The sequence below is a fragment of the Kosakonia pseudosacchari genome, from assembly GCF_015167415.1.
GTDB classification, from domain to species: Bacteria; Pseudomonadota; Gammaproteobacteria; order Enterobacterales; family Enterobacteriaceae; genus Kosakonia; species Kosakonia pseudosacchari.
Genome location: NZ_CP063425.1, coordinates 4764986 through 4785070 on the forward strand (window position 1 = coordinate 4764986; position 20085 = coordinate 4785070).

15 protein-coding genes and 1 tRNA gene are annotated in these 20085 nt (G+C 55.0%); 11 read left to right on the forward strand and 5 right to left on the reverse strand.

What is annotated here, in order from left to right:
- Positions 1–8: 8 nt before the first annotated feature.
- Positions 9–650 carry an orotate phosphoribosyltransferase gene (gene pyrE, locus IP581_RS22615; protein WP_086872413.1) on the reverse strand — a complete coding sequence of 214 codons (642 nt, stop codon included), beginning with the start codon at positions 648–650 and terminating at the stop codon, positions 9–11.
- 181 nt (positions 651–831) lie between these two features.
- On the reverse strand, positions 832–1548 hold the full coding sequence (gene rph, locus IP581_RS22620; RefSeq protein ID WP_193821414.1) for a ribonuclease PH: 717 nt from the start codon (positions 1546–1548) through the stop codon (positions 832–834).
- Positions 1549–1670: 122 nt separating this feature from the next.
- Between rph and IP581_RS22625 the strand changes: the two genes are divergently transcribed.
- Together IP581_RS22625 and IP581_RS22630 are read left to right on the forward strand one after the other, a co-directional pair.
- Entirely contained in the window at positions 1671–2534 is an 864-nt protein-coding gene (locus tag IP581_RS22625) for a YicC/YloC family endoribonuclease (protein WP_193821415.1), read from the forward strand.
- 266 nt (positions 2535–2800) lie between these two features.
- A complete protein-coding gene (locus IP581_RS22630) occupies positions 2801–3418 on the forward strand; it encodes a trimeric intracellular cation channel family protein (protein WP_193821416.1) in 618 nt (205 codons plus the stop codon).
- On the opposite strand, the gene ligB is transcribed toward IP581_RS22630, so the two are convergent.
- On the reverse strand, positions 3412–5091 hold the full coding sequence (gene ligB / locus IP581_RS22635; RefSeq protein ID WP_193822740.1) for an NAD-dependent DNA ligase LigB: 1680 nt from the start codon (positions 5089–5091) through the stop codon (positions 3412–3414). The genes IP581_RS22630 and ligB overlap by 7 nt on opposite strands.
- A 257-nt stretch (positions 5092–5348) precedes the next feature.
- Here ligB and gmk point away from each other — a divergent pair, with 257 nt between their 5' ends.
- The 7 genes from gmk (at position 5349) to IP581_RS22670 (ending at position 14579) form a co-directional block, all read left to right on the forward strand.
- Positions 5349–5972 carry a guanylate kinase gene (gmk, locus tag IP581_RS22640; protein WP_097399804.1) on the forward strand — a complete coding sequence of 208 codons (624 nt, stop codon included), beginning with the start codon at positions 5349–5351 and terminating at the stop codon, positions 5970–5972.
- 54 nt (positions 5973–6026) lie between these two features.
- Positions 6027–6302 carry a DNA-directed RNA polymerase subunit omega gene (gene rpoZ / locus IP581_RS22645; protein WP_007369481.1) on the forward strand — a complete coding sequence of 92 codons (276 nt, stop codon included), beginning with the start codon at positions 6027–6029 and terminating at the stop codon, positions 6300–6302.
- Positions 6303–6320: 18 nt separating this feature from the next.
- On the forward strand, positions 6321–8432 hold the full coding sequence (gene spoT, locus IP581_RS22650; RefSeq protein ID WP_086872384.1) for a bifunctional GTP diphosphokinase/guanosine-3',5'-bis pyrophosphate 3'-pyrophosphohydrolase: 2112 nt from the start codon (positions 6321–6323) through the stop codon (positions 8430–8432).
- A gap of 4 nt (positions 8433–8436) precedes the next feature.
- On the forward strand, positions 8437–9126 hold the full coding sequence (gene trmH / locus IP581_RS22655; protein ID WP_193821417.1) for a tRNA (guanosine(18)-2'-O)-methyltransferase TrmH: 690 nt from the start codon (positions 8437–8439) through the stop codon (positions 9124–9126).
- Positions 9127–9129: 3 nt separating this feature from the next.
- Positions 9130–11211 carry an ATP-dependent DNA helicase RecG gene (gene recG, locus IP581_RS22660; protein ID WP_193821418.1) on the forward strand — a complete coding sequence of 694 codons (2082 nt, stop codon included), beginning with the start codon at positions 9130–9132 and terminating at the stop codon, positions 11209–11211.
- 124 nt (positions 11212–11335) lie between these two features.
- A complete protein-coding gene (locus IP581_RS22665; protein ID WP_086872378.1) occupies positions 11336–12721 on the forward strand; it encodes a nucleobase:cation symporter-2 family protein in 1386 nt (461 codons plus the stop codon).
- A 121-nt stretch (positions 12722–12842) separates the two neighbouring features.
- Entirely contained in the window at positions 12843–14579 is a 1737-nt protein-coding gene (locus IP581_RS22670) for an AsmA family protein (protein ID WP_193821419.1), read from the forward strand.
- Positions 14580–14630: 51 nt separating this feature from the next.
- Here IP581_RS22670 and yicI read toward each other — a convergent pair whose 3' ends face one another.
- Both yicI and IP581_RS22680 read right to left on the reverse strand, forming a co-directional pair.
- Complete coding sequence (yicI, locus tag IP581_RS22675) at positions 14631–16949, reverse strand: alpha-xylosidase (RefSeq protein ID WP_193821420.1); 2319 nt, start codon at positions 16947–16949, stop codon at positions 14631–14633.
- Between the two features lie 10 nt (positions 16950–16959).
- The gene (locus tag IP581_RS22680) at positions 16960–18351 is read right to left on the reverse strand and encodes a glycoside-pentoside-hexuronide family transporter (protein WP_193821421.1); all 1392 of its coding nucleotides are present in this window, start codon (positions 18349–18351) and stop codon (positions 16960–16962) included.
- Between the two features lie 289 nt (positions 18352–18640).
- Here IP581_RS22680 and IP581_RS22685 point away from each other — a divergent pair.
- Together IP581_RS22685 and IP581_RS22690 are read left to right on the forward strand one after the other, a co-directional pair.
- A tRNA-Sec gene (locus IP581_RS22685) sits at positions 18641–18735 on the forward strand.
- A 162-nt stretch (positions 18736–18897) separates the two neighbouring features.
- Entirely contained in the window at positions 18898–20076 is a 1179-nt protein-coding gene (locus IP581_RS22690) for a tyrosine-type recombinase/integrase (protein ID WP_193821422.1), read from the forward strand.
- Positions 20077–20085: the final 9 nt, after the last annotated feature.

Sequence of the window (20085 nt, forward strand, 5' to 3'; positions counted from 1 at the left end):
GAACACATTTAAACGCCGTACTGTTCGCGGTAGGCACGCACAGCAGCCAGGTGATCGGCCATCTCCGGTTTCTCTTCCAGATACGCAATCAACTCTTTGAGCGTGATAATCGAAATTACGTTGCAGCCATAATCGCGTTCCACTTCCTGAATTGCCGAAATATCACCACGACCGCGTTCCTGCCTGTCCAGTGAAATCAGCACGCCAGCAAGCGTTGCGCCATTGGCCTGGATAATCTCCATCGATTCCCGAATCGCCGTTCCGGCGGTGATCACGTCATCCACCAGCATCACGCGGCCCTGCAAGGCGCTGCCCACCAGATTGCCACCTTCGCCATGGTCTTTGGCTTCTTTACGGTTGAAACAGTAAGGTACATCGCGTTCGTGATGTTCCGCCAGCGCTACGGCCGTGGTGGTGGCGATAGGAATGCCTTTGTAAGCCGGGCCAAACAGCAGATCAAAATCGATACCGGAATCCACCAGCGCTTCGGCGTAAAAACGCCCTAACAGAGCCAGATCGCGCCCGGTATTAAACAGCCCGGCGTTGAAGAAATAGGGGCTTTTGCGCCCGGATTTCAGCGTGAACTCGCCGAACTTCAGTACCTGCTTGTTAAGCGCAAATTCAATAAACTGACGCTGATACGCTTTCATGGATCCGCTCCTCATCTCACTTTTCATTATTTACAGATTACGCAAAATACCTCGCGCGACCTCGCGCAAACCACGTAAGCCACACCAGGAACAGAGCAGGCATGACTTGCGGCAGCCGACAAAGAAGCCGCATGAAGTATAAAGCGCAAAAAAAAGGGCGACTCATCAGTCGCCCTTAAAATTAATTCTCTAGCGCCGCCTTCTGCGTCGCGATAATCGATTCGATCCCCCCTCTGGCCAGCGCCAGCAGGGTGAGTAACTCTTCGTGGGAGAATGGCTCGCCTTCCGCCGTACCCTGAACTTCAATCATGCGGCCGTCTTCCGTCATCACTACGTTCATGTCAGTTTCAGCTGCGGAGTCTTCCACATATTCAAGATCACAAACGGCTTCGCCATTAACGATGCCCACGGAGACCGCGGCAACCATGCCTTTCAGCGGGTTGGTTTTCAGCTTCCCGGCGGCGACCAGTTTGTTCAGCGCGTCCGCCAGCGCCACACACGCGCCAGTAATCGATGCGGTACGCGTACCGCCATCGGCCTGAATGACATCGCAGTCAAGCGTAATGGTGAATTCACCCAGCGCATTCAAATCCACTGCCGCACGCAACGCGCGGGCAATAAGCCGCTGGATTTCCATGGTACGCCCGCCTTGTTTGCCTTTCGCGGCTTCACGCGCGTTACGGGTATGAGTCGAGCGCGGCAGCATGCCATATTCGGCGGTGATCCAGCCCTGGCCCTGACCTTTCAGAAAGCGCGGAACGCCTTCTTCGATGGACGCAGTGCACAGCACTTTGGTATCACCAAATTCAACCAGCACGGAGCCTTCTGCGTGTTTTGTGTAATTACGGGTCAGGGTGACGGGGCGCACCTGGGTGGCGCTACGGCCTGCTGGACGCATGATAATTTCTCCGGCTTATCGAATGTGGCTGCGCATTATACTGGCTTACCAAGGTTATTCCTATCCTGATAAGGCCACGAAAGCTATAATCCCCGCATCTCTCTTTGAAAACGGGAACGTCTATGATCCGCAGTATGACCGCCTATGCCCGGCGTGAAATCAAGGGTGAATGGGGCTCTGCCTCCTGGGAACTGCGCTCGGTTAACCAGCGTTATCTGGAAACGTACTTCCGCCTGCCGGAGCAATTTCGCAGCCTTGAGCCGGTTGTGCGTGAACGTCTGCGTACCCGTCTGACGCGCGGTAAAGTGGAGTGCAATCTCCGTTTTGAGCCAGATGCCAGTGCGCAGGGCGAACTGATCCTCAATGAAAAACTGGCCAAACAGCTGGTGAATGCAGCGAACTGGGTCAAAATGCAGAGCGACGAAGGGGAAATTAACCCGGTTGATATTCTACGCTGGCCTGGCGTAATGGCTGCCCAGGAGCAGGATCTGGACGCCATCGCCGCGCAGATCCTCGCCGCACTTGACGGCGCGCTGGATGATTTTATCGTCGCCCGTGAAACCGAAGGTCAGGCGCTAAAAGGGCTGATTGAACAGCGTCTGGAAGGCGTGAGCACCGAAGTTGGCAAAGTCCGCGCCCATATGCCGGAAATCCTGCAGTGGCAGCGCGAGCGTCTGGTCGCCAAACTGGAAGAAGCGCAAGTGCAGCTTGAGAATAACCGTCTTGAGCAAGAACTGGTCCTGATGGCACAGCGCATCGATGTCGCCGAAGAGCTGGATCGCCTTGAAGCGCATGTTAAAGAAACCTACAACATTCTGAAGAAAAAAGAAGCGGTTGGCCGCCGTCTCGACTTTATGATGCAGGAGTTCAACCGTGAGTCGAACACGCTGGCATCCAAATCGATTAATGCAGAGGTTACTAACTCCGCTATCGAGCTCAAAGTGCTGATTGAGCAAATGCGCGAGCAGATCCAGAACATCGAGTAACCTCTTCGCAGCACGTTGAAAAGGCCCGGTGGGGCCTTTTCATTTATCACGCCGCCTGTAATTAACTTATGCTGAATTTTATTCATCGCTGCCATTTACCTGCCCTACGCACTTCTATTTAATTTTTAAAATCATACAGATAATCCAATACAAACTCCGAACAACACATTAGTTAAACTTATTTAAAATCACACCCCTTAGAAAATCTCAATCGCATCCCTGAGTGTTAATCGCTACCCTGCCGCTTCTGATTTACGGGGGAGCGCATGCTGTTACACATTCTCTATCTGATTGGCATCACGGCCGAGGCGATGACCGGCGCACTGGCGGCAGGCCGACGCAGAATGGATACCTTTGGCGTGATAATTATCGCCACAGCAACGGCGCTGGGCGGCGGCTCGGTACGCGATATCCTGCTGGGTCACTACCCGCTCGGCTGGGTAAAACACCCGGAATATGTCGTTATTGTTGCCGCAGCAGCAGTATTAACGACGATCTTCGCGCCGGTGATGCCGCATCTGCGCCGTCTGTTTCTGGTACTTGATGCCCTCGGTCTGGTGGTGTTTTCCATCATCGGCGCACAGATTGCCCTCGACATGGGTGAAGGCCCGGTTATCGCCGTGATTGCTGCAGTGATCACCGGCGTCTTCGGCGGTGTTTTACGGGATATGTTCTGCAAACGTATCCCGTTAGTATTTCAAAAAGAGCTGTACGCCGGGATCGCCTTCGCCTCTGCCGTACTCTATATCGTTCTGGGTCATATGGTTCCCAGCCACGATATGGTGGTAATTGCAACCTTGCTGTTTGGCTTTATTACGCGGTTACTGGCTATCCGCTGGAAGCTCGGCTTGCCCGTGTTCCACTACAAGCACAGCACTCACTGAAATGCCTTTATTCCTTGTTCACTCAACCAGGCCGAAAGTTTTTTAATTTCGGAGGCATGCATAAAGGCAACGATCTGCCGGGCTTTTTCAGCACCAATTGCCGGAAAACGCTGCCACTCCTTTTCATTACGCGTGCGCATTTGCTGCCATGTTGTATCAGCAGTGACTTTCAGCGCAGGCTGCGGCAGCGGTGCTCCCAGTGCAATTAGCCAACGAATAAGCGGTTTTTCTCGTACCAGCGAAAAGCGATGCCAGAGCTGTAAACCGCGTTCCGGCGAAATGCCAGGCGTCGACTGTAATTGCTCTTTTGTCAGCGCCAGCCATGAAAAAAGATGTTCAAAGTGATGCGCCTGATTTAAACCCCGCCAGCCGCTTTCGCCAAGCCCTTCAACTCCCAGCGCTTTTGGTGAGCTGAGCCACACCAGGCGGGCAATAAATTGCTCCTGACATTCCGCTGAGGCATAAAAACAGGTCAACGGAGTAAAACGAGGCGCAGGTGGGACGGGTTTATCGCGAACAAGTGAACGCCACGCCACGCTGTCGATGCGCGGGATCCCTTGACCTGCAAGGCTGATAGCGATTTGATCGCCAGGCGCAACATCCAGCTCTTGCCAACGTCTGACTGAACCCAAATTGACCCGCTGAACACGCTTGTCATCGAGTTGTACCGGTTCCAGCAGAGCCACCACGGAAATTTTACCGGTACGTCCAATGGCAAACTGAATATCTTTTACGGTTGCAATTTCTTCGGGTGGTTCATATTTCCATGCCACCACCCAATTGCCCTGCCCCGGTAGCCAGGTATTTCCCGCCGGTTCGGTTCCCGAACGCACCACCACGCCATCGGTGACGAAAGGTAATTCAGAGGTAAACCAACGGCTACGCAGTTTTTCCACATCTTCTACCGTACTCACTGGCACGCTATATTGCGCTTCATGACTAAATCCAGCTTTGCTGAGTTCCACCAGCTTTTGCGCCAGCGTTGCCGGGCCGTCTGGCCATGCCCAGACGAAAAACGCCAGATCATTGAGAATAGAGGACTCATCGCGACGCATCATCGCACCGGCAACTTTTGCGCGGGCGTTAAGTCCACCGGCCTGTTTCTGAATATGGTTTTCTGTGCGTAAAAACAGTTCACCCTGCAATACGCTATTTGCCAGCGCGCCACTCACCGTTTCAGGAATCGATGGGATAGCGCGTATTTTTGCCGTCCAGTCTTCGCCCGCCAGCCCATCGCCGCGACTGATCGCCTGCGCCAGTTCACCATTGCGATAGATTAACGTCACCGCGACGCCATCCACTTTTGGTTGCGCCCAAAGATCGGTTTTTCCCGCCATCCAGCGCTGTAGCGCTTGCTTACCCGCCAGTTTTTGTACACCCGTATGTGCGACAGGATGTTTCACACTGCCGCCGGGTAAGACAGGTGCTGAATTTACGGGTTCAAGTGCAAAACAGCGTTGCCAGACTGCCAGCCGTGCGCTGAGCTGGTCGTAAACCGCGTCACTGACCTCGCTTGCTCCCTGCTTCCAGTAGTGCTCATTCCATTGGGCAAGCTGCTGTTGAAGACGGCTTACTTCATCTTGCGCTCTTGAGGGCGACCAGACAGGACACACCGCCAGGCTGGACAGGCTCCATAGCAACAGACATACCGCGAATCCGGTTCTTTTCCACATCATCCCTTCTCCTTGTGATAGCGCCGCTGTTATAGCGTGGCCAACCCGGTGCTGACGACGTGGAAAGAGAGAGATTGCGAGAAGGGTTCCGGCAATTCACTGCCGCGATGAAAATTTGCAAACAAAACAGGAAAGCAGGCCGCAAAACTTCAAACTTAGCGGGAAAAAGTGTGACAAAGGCTACGTCACATAGCGCCGATGTGTATAATAGGCACGTATGTAAGTTTCCTTTCGCAATTCACATACAAAAGACTCTCATGGCTCAAGGCACGCTCTATATTGTTTCCGCCCCTAGCGGCGCGGGTAAATCAAGCCTCATCCAGGCTTTGCTAAAAACCCAACCGTTATACGACACACAAGTTTCTGTTTCGCACACCACGCGCGCTCCGCGTCCGGGGGAAGTGCACGGTGAACACTATTTCTTTGTTAACCATGACGAATTTAAGTCCATGATTAGCGACGATGCGTTTCTTGAGCATGCCGAAGTCTTTGGTAACTATTACGGCACTTCGCGCGCCGCCATTGAGCAAGTGCTGGCAACTGGCGTAGATGTATTTCTTGATATCGACTGGCAGGGTGCGCAGCAAATTCGTACCCGTATGCCGCAGGCGCGCAGCATCTTTATTCTGCCGCCGTCGAAGCTGGAGCTCGATCGCCGCTTGCGCGGGCGCGGCCAGGATAGCGAAGAGGTCATTGCGAAACGTATGGCGCAGGCAGTTGCGGAAATGAGCCATTACGCGGAATATGATTACCTGATTGTGAATGATGATTTCGATACCGCTTTAGGCGATCTGAAAACCATTATTCGCGCCGAACGTCTGCGCATGAGCCGCCAAAAGCAGCGACATGACGCTTTAATCAGCAAACTATTGGCAGACTGAGCCTGGTTTCAGTATCATGCCCAGTCATTTCTTCACCTGTGGAGCATTTTAATTATGGCACGCGTAACTGTTCAGGACGCTGTAGAGAAAGTAGGTAACCGTTTTGACCTGGTGCTGGTCGCCGCGCGTCGCGCTCGTCAGATGCAGGTTGGCGGTAAAGATCCGTTAGTCCCGGAAGAAAACGATAAAACCACCGTTATCGCGCTGCGTGAAATCGAAGAAGGTCTGATCAACAACCAGATCCTCGACGTCCGTGAGCGTCAGGAACAGCAAGAGCAGGAAGCCGCAGAACTGCAGGCCGTAACCGCCATTGCTGAAGGTCGTCGTTAATTAACCTGCAGGTCACCCTTGTATCTGTTTGAAAGCCTGAATCAGCTGATTCAACACTATCTGCCTGAAGACCAAATCAAACGTCTCAGGCAGGCGTATCTCGTTGCACGTGACGCTCACGAGGGACAGACACGTTCAAGTGGTGAACCTTATATCACGCACCCGGTCGCAGTGGCCTGTATTCTGGCCGAGATGAAACTCGACTACGAAACGCTGATGGCTGCGCTTCTGCATGACGTGATTGAAGATACCCCCGCCACCTACCAGGATATGGAGCAGCTGTTTGGCAAAAGCGTTGCCGAGCTGGTGGAAGGGGTGTCGAAGCTTGATAAGCTCAAGTTTCAGGATAAGAAAGAAGCGCAGGCTGAAAACTTTCGCAAGATGATTATGGCGATGGTGCAGGACATCCGCGTCATTCTTATCAAGCTTGCCGACCGCACTCATAACATGCGCACGCTGGGCTCTCTTCGCCCGGACAAGCGTCGCCGCATCGCCCGTGAAACCCTCGAAATCTATAGTCCGCTGGCGCACCGTTTGGGTATCCATCACATCAAAACCGAACTCGAAGAGCTGGGTTTTGAGGCGCTGTATCCAAATCGCTACCGCGTTATTAAAGAAGTGGTGAAAGCCGCGCGTGGCAACCGTAAAGAGATGATTCAAAAAATCCTCTCGGAAATCGAAGGGCGTTTACAGGAAGCGGGTATTCCTTGCCGCGTCAGCGGTCGCGAAAAGCACCTTTACTCCATTTACTGCAAAATGGTGCTGAAAGAGCAGCGTTTCCACTCGATCATGGATATCTACGCCTTCCGCGTGATTGTTCACGATCTGGATACCTGTTATCGCGTTCTGGGTCAGATGCACAGCTTGTACAAGCCGCGTCCTGGCCGTGTGAAAGACTATATCGCTATCCCCAAGGCGAACGGCTATCAGTCTCTGCACACCTCAATGATTGGCCCGCATGGCGTGCCGGTTGAGGTGCAGATCCGTACCGAAGATATGGATCAGATGGCAGAAATGGGGGTTGCCGCGCACTGGGCATATAAAGAGCATGGCGAAAGCAGTACCACCGCGCAAATCCGCGCCCAGCGCTGGATGCAAAGCCTGCTGGAGCTGCAACAGAGCGCCGGTAGTTCGTTTGAATTTATCGAGAGCGTCAAATCTGATCTCTTCCCCGATGAGATTTATGTTTTCACCCCGGAAGGCCGTATTGTCGAGCTGCCCGCTGGCGCGACGCCGGTGGATTTCGCCTATGCGGTGCATACGGATATCGGCCATGCCTGTGTTGGCGCGCGCGTTGACCGCCAGCCGTATCCGCTGTCGCAGTCGCTTTCCAGCGGTCAGACGGTAGAAATCATCACCGCACCGGGCGCACGCCCGAATGCCGCGTGGCTGAACTTTGTCGTCAGCTCGAAAGCGCGCGCCAAAATCCGCCAGATGCTGAAAAACCTCAAGCGTGACGACTCGGTGAGCCTCGGCCGCCGTCTGCTGAATCACGCGTTGGGCGGCAGCCGTAAACTGGCTGAAATCCCGCAGGAACATGTGCAGCGCGAGCTGGATCGCATGAAACTCGCTTCGCTCGACGATCTGCTGGCAGAAATCGGCCTCGGCAACGCCATGAGCGTCGTGGTAGCAAAAAACCTGCAACAAGGGGAAGCCGTACAAGCAACACAGGCCACCTCAGGCAGCGGTCATCTGCCAATTAAAGGCGCAGACGGCGTCCTGATCACCTTTGCTAAATGCTGTCGCCCGATTCCTGGCGACCCGATTGTCGCGCACGTCAGCCCCGGCAAAGGGCTGGTTATTCACCATGAGTCCTGCCGCAACATTCGTGGCTACCAGAAAGAGCCAGAGAAATTCATGGCAGTCGAGTGGGATAAAGAGACCGCGCAGGAATTTATCACCGAGATCAAAGTGGATATGTTTAACCATCAGGGCGCACTGGCGAACCTGACGGCAGCGATTAATACGGCCTCTTCGAACATTCAAAGCCTGAATACCGAAGAGAAAGACGGCCGCGTTTACAGCGCGTTCATCCGTCTGACGGCGCGCGATCGCGTTCATCTGGCGAATATTATGCGTAAAATCCGCGTGATGCCGGATGTGATAAAAGTCACCCGCAACCGAAACTAACTTTATGAATTCTCAGCGTTATGCGCGTATCCGCGAGATGCTCGCCAGGCGTCAGCCTGACCTGACGGTCTGCATGGAGCAGGTTCACAAACCTCATAACGTCTCCGCCATTATCCGCACCGCGGACGCCGTTGGCGTGCATGAAGTCCACGCCGTCTGGCCGGGTAACCGCATGCGCACCATGGCCTCGTCCGCTGCGGGCAGCAACAGTTGGGTGGAAGTGAAAACCCACCGCACCATTGCCGATGCCGTCAGCGTGCTGAAAGCGCGCGGCATGCAAATCCTCGCCACCCATCTGTCTGATAACGCCGTTGATTTTCGCGAGATCGATTACACCCGCCCGACCTGCATTCTGATGGGCCAGGAGAAAACCGGGATCACTCAGGAAGCGCTGGATCTGGCGGATCGGGACATCATCATCCCGATGACTGGCATGGTGCAGTCGCTGAATGTTTCTGTGGCATCCGCCTTGATCCTTTACGAAGCGCAGCGCCAGCGGCAAAACGCCGGTATGTATGAGCGTGAAAACAGCATGTTGCCGGATGAAGTTCAGCAACGCCTGCTGTTTGAAGGCGGCTACCCGGTGCTGGCGAGAGTCGCGAAACGCAAGGGCCTGCCTTACCCTCACGTTAATACGGAAGGCCAAATCGAAGCCGACCCGACGTGGTGGGCAACCATGCAGGCGGCAGGATAAACAATGAAAGGTAAGCTGCTCGATGCGGTGCCATTAAGTTCGCTGACGGGTGTCGGCGCGGCGCAGAGCAGCAAGCTGGCGAAAATCGGCCTGCATACCGTTCAGGATCTCCTGCTTCATCTCCCGCTACGCTACGAAGATCGCACCCAGCTTTACCCGATTGCCGACTTGCTGCCGGGCGTTTACGCCACGGTGGAAGGCGAGGTGCTGAACTGCAATATCACCTTCGGCGGCCGCCGGATGATGACCTGCCAGATTAGCGACGGTTCCGGCATCCTCACCATGCGTTTCTTCAACTTCAACGCGGCGATGAAAAACAGTCTCGCCACCGGTCGCCGTGTGCTGGCCTACGGGGAAGCGAAACGCGGGAAGTATGGCGCGGAGATGATCCATCCCGAATACCGCGTGCAGGGCGATCTCAGCACACCGGAATTGCAGGAAACCCTGACGCCGGTTTATCCAACCACCGAAGGCGTCAAACAAGCGACATTGCGCAAGCTCACCGATCAGGCGCTGGAACTGCTGGCGACCTGTGCTATCAACGAACTGCTGCCGCCGGAACTGGCGCAGGGCATGATGAGCCTGCCAGAGGCGCTGCATACGCTGCATCGCCCGCCGCCTACGCTGCGATTAAGCGATCTGGAAAGCGGGCAGCACCCGGCGCAGCGCCGTTTGATCCTTGAAGAGTTGCTGGCGCACAACCTCAGCATGCTAGCGTTGCGCGCTGGCGCGCAGCGATATCATGCGCAACCGCTCAGCGCCAAAGATGAACTGAAAAAGCGCCTGCTGGCTTCATTGCCGTTTAAACCCACTGGCGCACAAGCGCGCGTGGTCGCGGAGATCGAACGCGATATGGCGCTGGATATACCTATGATGCGCCTGGTGCAGGGCGATGTCGGTTCCGGTAAAACGCTGGTTGCCGCGCTGGCAGCGCTGCGGGCGATTGCCAATGGCAAACAAGTGGCGATGATGGCGCCTACCGAACTGCTCGCCGAGCAGCACGCCAACAATTTCCGCACCTGGTTTGCCCCGCTCGGCGTGGAAGTGGGCTGGCTGGCAGGTAAGCAAAAAGGTAAAGCACGGCAGGCGCAGCAGGAAGCGATCGCCAGCGGTCAGGTGCAAATGGTGGTGGGTACCCACGCGATTTTCCAGGAACAGGTGCAGTTTAACGGCCTTGCGCTGGTGATTATCGACGAACAGCACCGCTTTGGCGTTCACCAGCGGCTGGCGCTGTGGGAAAAAGGTCAGCAACAGGGTTTTCACCCGCATCAGTTGATCATGACCGCAACACCGATCCCGCGCACGCTGGCGATGACTGCCTACGCCGATCTCGACACCTCAGTGATCGACGAACTGCCGCCGGGCCGTACACCGGTCACTACCGTCGCCATTCCGGATACACGCCGCAACGAGATTATTGACCGCGTGCGCAGCGCCTGCACCGGTGAAGGCCGCCAGGCCTACTGGGTTTGTACCCTGATTGAAGAGTCCGACCTGCTGGAAGCGCAAGCGGCGGAAGCGACCTGGGAAGAGTTAAAACGGGCGTTGCCGGAGCTGAATGTCGGCCTGGTGCATGGCCGCATGAAACCGGCAGAAAAACAGGCGGTAATGCAGGCATTCAAACAGGGTGAGCTGCATCTGCTGGTCGCCACCACGGTAATTGAAGTGGGCGTCGATGTACCGAATTCCAGCCTGATGATTATCGAAAACCCGGAGCGGCTGGGACTTGCGCAACTCCACCAGCTACGAGGTCGCGTCGGGCGCGGCGCGGTTGCGTCGCACTGTGTACTGCTCTACAAATCCCCGCTTTCCAAAACCGCGCAAAAGCGCCTGCAAGTGCTGCGCGACAGTAACGATGGCTTTGTGATTGCGCAAAAAGATCTGGAAATTCGCGGCCCCGGCGAACTGCTTGGCACCCGCCAGACCGGCAACGCGGAGTTCAAAGTCGCCGACCTGCTGCGCGACCAGGCGATGATCCCGGAAGTGCAACGGGTAGCGCGTCATATTCATGAACGTTATCCGCAGCTTGCCGAAGCGCTGATTGACCGCTGGATGCCGGAAACAGAACGCTATTCCAACGCCTGAGTTTTAGAATCTTATCCCGTAAAAATAACACCCCTTAGAAAAGTATGTTTTTAGCAAAGCAACCGTTTGCTTTTACCAAACAGTCCGATAAAATCAGCGCTTTTCCATCAGGGGATTGCTTGAGATGTCCGTAAACACCATCGAGTCAGAAAGTGCGCAACCGGTTGCGCAGACTCAACCCAGCGAACTGATCTACCGCCTTGAAGATCGCCCGCCGCTGCCGCAGACCCTGTTTGCCGCGTTACAGCACCTGCTGGCGATGTTTGTTGGCGTTATCACGCCCGCGCTGCTCATCTGCCAGGCGCTGGGTTTACCGGCTCAGGACACTCAGCACATTATCAGCATGTCGCTGTTCGCCTCGGGCGTCGCCTCTATTATCCAGATCAAAGCCTGGGGACCGGTCGGCTCCGGGTTGCTCTCAATTCAGGGCACCAGTTTTAACTTTGTTGCGCCACTGATTATGGGTGGTACCGCGCTGAAAACCGGCGGTGCGGACGTGCCCACGATGATGGCTGCGCTGTTCGGCACCCTGATGCTGGCCAGCTGCACTGAAATGGTCGTCTCCCGCATTCTGCCGTTTGCGCGTCGCATTATTACTCCACTGGTTTCCGGCGTGGTGGTGATGATTATCGGCCTGTCGCTGATCCAGGTGGGGCTGACCTCCGTTGGCGGCGGTTTTGCCGCGATGGGCAACCACACCTTCGGCGCGCCGAAAAACCTGCTGCTGGCAGGCGTGGTTTTAGGGCTGATTATTCTGCTTAACCGCCAGCGCAATCCGTATCTGCGCATTGCATCGCTGGTGATCGCCATGGCGGTTGGCTATGTGCTGGCGATGTTTATGGGCATGCTGCCGGAATATAGCGCACCGGCAACGTCTTTTATGGTGCCAACGCCGCTTTACTACGGCCTGAGCATTGACTGGACCCTGCTGCTGCCGCTGATGCTGGTATTTATGATCACCTCGCTGGAAACCATCGGTGATATCACCGCCACTTCTGACGTTTCCGAGCAGCCCGTCGCTGGCCCGCTGTATATGAAACGCCTGAAAGGCGGCGTGCTGGCAAATGGCCTCAACTCCTTTGTTTCCGCTGTTTTCAACACCTTCCCGAACTCCTGCTTCGGCCAGAACAACGGCGTTATTCAGTTGACCGGCGTTGCCAGCCGCTATATCGGCTTCTTCATCGCGGTGATGCTGATGGTGCTCGGCCTGTTCCCGGCGGTGAGTGCGTTTGTGCAGCAACTGCCTGAGCCGGTGCTGGGCGGCGCAACGCTGGTGATGTTTGGTACTATCGCCGCATCCGGTGTGCGCATTGTTTCCCGTGAACCGCTGAACCGCCGTGCGATCCTGATTATCGCGCTGTCGCTGGCTGTGGGCCTGGGTGTTTCCCAGCAGCCGCAGATCCTGCAATTCGCGCCGGACTGGCTGAAAAATCTGCTCTCTTCCGGCATTGCCGCAGGTGGGATCACCGCGATTGTACTGAATCTGATTTTTCCGCCAGAGAAAAACTGATAAACCCTGCGGCAACGGGACGAAAACCGTTGCCGCCGTAATCTCCTTTCATCATTCCGCCCTTGAGCATTGCGCATAAATCGTGCATAACTGCCAGACTGGCAACTGGGGATGGAAGATCATGAAATTTCTTGGAAAGCTGCTCCTTTTCGTTGTTATCGCTCTGCTTGTGGCGGTCATCGCCTGCTATTTCCTGCTGCAAATGCGCTGGGGCGCAACGCAGGTCAGCAAGTGGGTGAATGATAACAGCGGCTATCACCTGACCTTTGAAGCGATGGATCACCGCTTCTCCTCCCCTTCCCATGTGTTGTTAAAAGGCGTGAATTTTGGCCGCAAAGGCCAACCCGCAACGCTGGTCGCCAAAACGGTGGATATTGGCCTGAGCAGCCGCCAGATTACCGATCCGCTGCACGCCGACACCATTTTGTTACAGGACGGCACGCTGAATTTCTCCCCGTCCGCCGCGCCGCTGCCCTTCCAGGCCGATCGCCTGCAATTGACCAATATGGCCTTTAACAGCCCGACCACCGGCTGGGATCTCAGCGCTCAACGCGTCACCGGCGGCGTTGCGCCGTGGCAGCCGGTTGCTGGCAATGTGCTGGGTAGCAAGGCGCAAATTCAGATGAGTGCCGGTTCGCTGACCTTAAACGGCGTTCCCGCCAGTAATGTGCTTATTCAGGGTAGTATCGATAAAGATGTCGTCACGCTCACCACTATTGGCGCGGATATGGCGCGCGGCTCTCTGACCGGCGATGCGCAACGCGCGGCGGATGGAAGCTGGGTAGTGAATAATTTGCGGCTGAACGATATCCGCCTGCAAAGTGATAAATCCCTGCTCGATTTCTTTAGCCCACTGACGACGTTACCCTCGCTGAAAATTGGCCGTGTCGAAGTGACAGACGCCCGTTTGCAGGGGCCGGGCTGGGCCGTCACCGATCTGGATTTAAGTTTGCGCAATCTGACGCTGACCAAAGGCGACTGGCAAAGCGAAGATGGCAGGCTGTCGATGAATGCCAGCGAATTTATTTACGGTTCGCTGCATCTGTTCGATCCGATCCTCAATGCCAACTTCTCGCCGCAGGGCATTGCACTGCAACAGTTCACTTCGCGCTGGGAAAACGGCATGGTGCGCACCTCCGGCAACTGGTATCGCGCAGGTCATGCGCTGGTGCTGGACGACACCGCTTTCGCCGGGCTGGAATACACCCTGCCGGAAAACTGGAAGCAGCTATGGATGGAGGATTTACCACCGTGGCTGAACACCGTAACGCTGAAAAAATTCAGCGCCAGCCGCAATCTGGTGATTGATATCGATCCGGCTTTTCCGTGGCAACTGACGGCGCTGGACGGCTACGGCGATAACCTGCAACTGGTGCGCGAGCGCAAATGGGGCGTATGGGGTGGCACAGCGAAGCTGAATGCCGCCGCCGCCACCTTTAACCGCGTGGATGTGCGCCGCCCGTCGCTGGCGCTGAATGCCAACAGCAGTGTCGTTAACATCACCGAACTGAGCGCTTTTACCGGCCAGGGTCTGCTGGAAGCGAAAGCCGTGGTTGCGCAAACACCGGATCGCAGCGTGAATCTCAGCCTGAACGGGCGCGGCGTGCCGGTGAATGTGTTACAGGAGTGGGGCTGGCCGGCGCTGCCGATCAGCGGCGACGGGAATTTACAGCTCACCGCCAGCGGCAGCGTACGCGCCGATGCGCCGCTTAAACCGTCGGTGAACGCCGAGCTTTCTGCCATTAACGTGCAGAAACAGCAAATCAAGCAGAGCATGCACGGCGGCGTGGTATCCGGTGGTGTGGTCACGCCGCCAGCAGAAGCCCCGTCAGCGCCATCACCTCAACCAGCCCCCTGAATATGCCATTTCCTCTCCCTCGCGGGAGAGGAATGACGCGTAGCAAAAAATTCACAGCGTAATGCGGATCTCCTCACCCTGCGGCGTAATCACCACGCCTGACTCGCTGCCAGACTGCGTAGCACCTTGTACACCGGCGATCTGCGCGATATTGCGCAGGCACAACGTCCAGTTATGACCCTCGCCTTCGCTATGCACGGTAATCACACCCGCGTTGCGTTTGGCCCGTAAACGGAAGATCACTGCGCCGCTGGCATCCGGCACGGCGCACAACGCCTCCCGTCCCTCTTCCAGCGCAAACAGCTGGAAAGCGGTGCCGTCATGCCAGGGGTAGTCCGGGCGCTGATCATTGCTGCCGAGCGCCAGCAATGTGTTATCCCGTACGTACACCGGCAGGCTCATAAAGTCATGGCGCTGTTTATACCAGCGGCTGCCGGTTAATGTGTCGTTGTGCCACAAGTGGGTCCAGCGCCCTTCCGGCAGGTAAAACTGGACGTCGCCCGCTTCGCTGAACACCGGTGCAACCAGTAATGCATCGCCAAGCATGTACTGACGATCAAGATAGTCACAGGCCGGGTCGTCCGGGAAGGAGAGCATCATGGCGCGCATCATCGGCAAACCGGATTCGTGTGCCAAAGCAGCCTGGCGGTAAAGGTATGGCATCAGGCGACATTTCAGTTGCGTGAAGTGGCGCACCACATCGCAGGACTCATCATCGTACGCCCACGGCACACGGTAAGATTTGCTGCCATGCAGACGACTGTGGCTGGAGAGCAGGCCAAAGGCACACCAGCGTTTGTAAACATGTGCAGGTGCGGTGTTTTCAAAGCCGCCAATATCATGACTCCAGAAACCAAAACCGGACAGGCCAATCGATAACCCACCGCGCAGGCTTTCCGCCATCGATTCATAATTGGCGTAGCAGTCGCCGCCCCAGTGAACCGGGAACTGTTGCGCACCGACGGACGCCGAGCGGGCAAACAGCACCGCGTCCTGCTCGCCAACGGTTTCTTTCAGCACGTTCCACACCAGCTCGTTGTAGATGTAGGCGTAATGGTTGTGCATTTTCTGCGGACACGCGCCGTTATGCCATACCACATCGGTCGGGATGCGCTCGCCAAAGTCGGTTTTGAAGCAGTCCACGCCCATCGCCACTAAGCCTTTGAGTTTATTCGCGTACCACCGGCAGGCTTCCGGGTTAGTGAAGTCGTAAATCGCCAGCCCCGGTTGCCATTTGTCCCACTGCCACAGCGAACCGTCAGCACGTTTTAGCAGATATCCCTTCTCTTTCAGTTCACGAAAAACCGGGGATTTCTGGCCGATATAAGGGTTTATCCAGACGCAGATTTTCAGCCCGCGCGCTTTCAGGCGTTTGATCATCCCGGCCGGGTCCGGGAAGGTCACCGGGTCCCACTCAAAATCGCACCACTGGAAAGCCTTCATCCAGAAACAGTCGAAGTGGAAAACGTGCAGCGGTAGCTGACGCGCCGCCATGCCGTCAATGAAACTGTTAACCGTCGCTTCGTCGTAGTTGGTGGTAAACGAGGTGGTAAGCCACAAACCGAAAGACCACGCAGGCGGCAACGCCGGGCGGCCGGTAAATTGCGTATAGCGGTTCAGCACGTCCTGCGGTGCAGGGCCGTCGATCACGAAATATTCGAGATATTCGCCCTCAACGCTGAACTGCACTTTGGAGACTTTCTCCGAACCCACTTCAAACTCCACCGCTTGCGGATGGTTTACCAGCACACCGTAGCCACGATTGGTGAGATAAAAGGGGATATTTTTGTATGACTGTTCGGTGCTGGTGCCGCCATCGCGGTTCCAGGTTTCCACCATTTGCCCGTTACGCACCAGTGCGGTAAAGCGCTCGCCGAGGCCATATACCGTTTCGCCCACACCCAAATCCAGCCGCTCAAACATATAATTGCGACAGCTGTTGCCGTCCTGCACGTAACCGTTGTTTTTTAACTGGCTACCGGTGATACGCACGCCATCGCGCAGGAAATCGAGCGCCCAGTTTTCGCCTTTCGCGATGCGCACGCTGAGCGCGCCGCTTTGCAACTCGGCAAACTCTTCGGTGTTACGCATTTCCACGTGGACGTTTTGCGCAACGTTGAGCGGGAAGTGCGGGCCGCGGTCTGGCGCACCCTGAAAATGCTCGATGCGCACACCAATAATCCCTTCCTGCGGCGAGAAAAAGTGCAGGGTGAAGAGCGGCGTATCCAGTTGCCAGGTGCGCTCGCGCACATCGCGCGGAGCGGCATAGACCACCATCTCATTATCCTGTTGTTCGACATCGAACACCTGAACCGGCTGGATCAATGTCAGACCAGGCTGGATAAGCCAGTTGCCATCACTGATTTTCATGCGTAACTCCTTACAGTAACTCTTCCCGTGGTGAAACATGACCAAACCGTGGCTGGCTACGGTGCTCGCCGCGTGCCAGCTGTTCCATGATTGTTTTGAGGAATGGTGTTTTCAGGGTGTAGTAGCGTTTGGCAATGAAGGCGCTGAGCACGTAGCAGGCTGCCGGAACCAGCGTAAACAGCGCAATGATAATGCTGATGGTGGCACTGTTCTGGCTCTGTGCCGCAGCATTGTAACCACCGCCCGCCAGCGCCCAGCCGATCAACGCGCCGCCGAAAGCGAGGCCGAGTTTCAGTACGAACAATGTCCCCGCAAAGCTGATGCCGGTGAGGCGTTTACCGTTGCACCATTCGCCGTAATCAACGGTGTCGGACATCATCACCCACTGGATCGGCGTAACCAGCTGATGCAGCACGCCGATGACGAAGATAAAGAAGAACATGGTGACGCTGGCCTGAATCGGCACGAAGAACATGGCGATGCTGAGCACGGTAAGCGCGGCGTTGGTCCACCAGAAGATAGTGACTTTGCATTTCCAGTCGGTGAGCGGCTTAGCCAGTGCGCTGCCAATCAGATTACCGACGCAGTAGGTAGTGAGAAACGCGGTGAAAATGGCGGCATCGCCCATGATCCAGGTGACGTAATACATCATCGCGCCGCCGCGAACGCAGACCGCGAGGATATTGAGAATGGTCAGCAGGCCAACGATGCGCCACTGATCGTTTTGCCAGATATCGCGCAGGTCTTCACGCATGGAAGTGGTGCTCGGCGGTGCCTGGATACGCTCTTTGGTGGTAAAGAAGCAGAACGCCAGCATCATAAAGGCAACCAGCGAGAGCACCGCGATGCCACCCTGGAAACCAAAAACTTTGTTATCACCGCCAATCAGTTTCACCAGCGGCATCATCAATACGGTAGAGAGCATACCGCCCGCCGTCGCCAGCACGAAACGCCAGGATTGCAGCGAGATGCGCTGCTGCGGGTCGTTGGTGATCACGCCGCCGAGGGCGCAGTAAGGAATGTTGACCACGGTGTAAAGCAGGGTGAGTAACGTATAAGTGACAGCGGCGTAGATCATCTTACCGCTGAGGCTGAGATCCGGCGTGCTGTAGGCCAGAATACACACAATGCCGAACGGCAACGCGCCGAAAATTATCCATGGGCGGAACTTACCCCAACGGCTGCGGGTGCGGTCGGCGAGCAGCCCCATGCACGGGTCCGAAACGGCGTCTAATGCACGCGCCAGCAGAAACATGGTGCCGACAAACCCGGCGGGGATGCCAAAGATATCGGTATAAAAGAACATCATGTACAGCATTACGTTATCAAAGACGATATGGCTGGCGGCGTCTCCCATGCCGTAGCCAATCTTTTCTTTCACAGAAATAATCTGACTGTCCATTTTTGTTTCCTTTACGCATGAAAAATACGCAGAAAGCGGTTTCAGACGTTGTAAACGATTGGATTTCAGCCGGGTATTGCGAATTCTTGTTATCTGATTACGTTTATTCTTTTCTGTGATCGCGGTTCCTTTAGCGGGTGCAAAATTGCTAAGCCTTGGAAAAGATGAGGATTTATCTTAAACAGCCGTTTGCGGCGGGAGCACAATGAGAAAATTTATGGCGGGGGTATGTGGTAAATGCCTGAAAGTAGCTATAATGCGCCCCGCCTCCATGTAGCAATGCAGGCGCGGAAGATCGTCATCTCCGGTGAGGTGGCTGGACTTCAAATCCAGTTGGGGCCGCCAGCGGTCCCGGGCAGGTTCGACTCCTGTGATCTTCCGCCAAAGTTGCTCCGCACCCATCCGAGAAAGTCTAAAAAATACTTAATTTTCAATAGATTTATCAAGTCACTCATCCGTAACAGTCCGACATGTTCTCCCTGAATCCATGAAAAATATGTATAGTGATGTGTATAGGTTTTTTATACACATTTTTGACTTATACACATGGCACTTACAGACATACAAATCAAACGAGCAAAACCCCAAGACAAGCCCTACACACTGAACGACGGGCAAGGTCTGTCATTGCTTATCAATCCCGACGGCTCGAAAGGCTGGCGTTTCCGTTTCCGCTTTGCCGGTAAAGCGCGGTTAATGTCATTTGGTAGCTACGATTTAGTTAGCCTTGCAGAAGCCCGCGAGAAGCGCGAGATAGCCCGTAAACAAGTTGCTAATGGCATTGATCCGGTTGAAGAACGGAAAGCCCAGAAACTGGCACAGCAGCTCTCCACTGAAAACTCCTTTGAAGCCATTTGCCGAGAATGGCATGCAAACAAGGCCGATCGATGGACAGTGGCATACCGTGACGAAATCATTAAGACCTTTGAGCAAGATGTTTTTCCTTTCATCGGCAAACGTCCTATCGGTGAGATCAAACCTTTGGAGTTGCTTGAGGTATTACGGCGGATAGAGAAGCGTGGTGCGCTGGAGAAAACCAGAAAAGTGCGGCAAAGATGCGGCGAGGTCTATCGCTATGCGATCATAACTGGCCGTGCTGAATATAACCCAGCACCTGATTTAGCTATCGCGCTGGCCGTTCCTAAGCAAAAACATCATCCATTTTTATCTGCTGAAGAGTTGCCTCATTTTATTCGGGATCTCGAAGCGTACACCGGGAGCATCATCACCAAAAATGCTACAAAGATAGTGATGCTTACTGGTGTTCGAACCCAAGAGATGCGTTTTGCCACATGGGGTGAAGTTGACCTTGAGAAAGGTCTCTGGGAGATCCCTGCAGAACGAATGAAAATGCGCAGACCTCATTTTGTACCACTTTCAGCACAGGTAGTTGATTTATTTCAACAGCTAAAACCCATCACTGGTCACTATCCTTACATTTTTATTGGACGGAATAACCGTAATAAGCCTATAAGTAAGGAAAGCATCAACCAAGTTATTGAGTTGTTGGGTTATAAAGGGAGAGCCACTGGACATGGTTTCAGGCACACAATGTCGACGATTCTGCATGAAGAGGGTTTCGATAGTGCATGGATCGAGACACAACTTGCTCATGTGGATAAGAACAGTATTCGTGGCGTCTATAACCATGCTCAGTATATGGATGGTAGAAATAGGATGCTTCAATTCTATGCAGACCAGCTTTATCCCCGTAAAGGTTACTAATTAATTAAG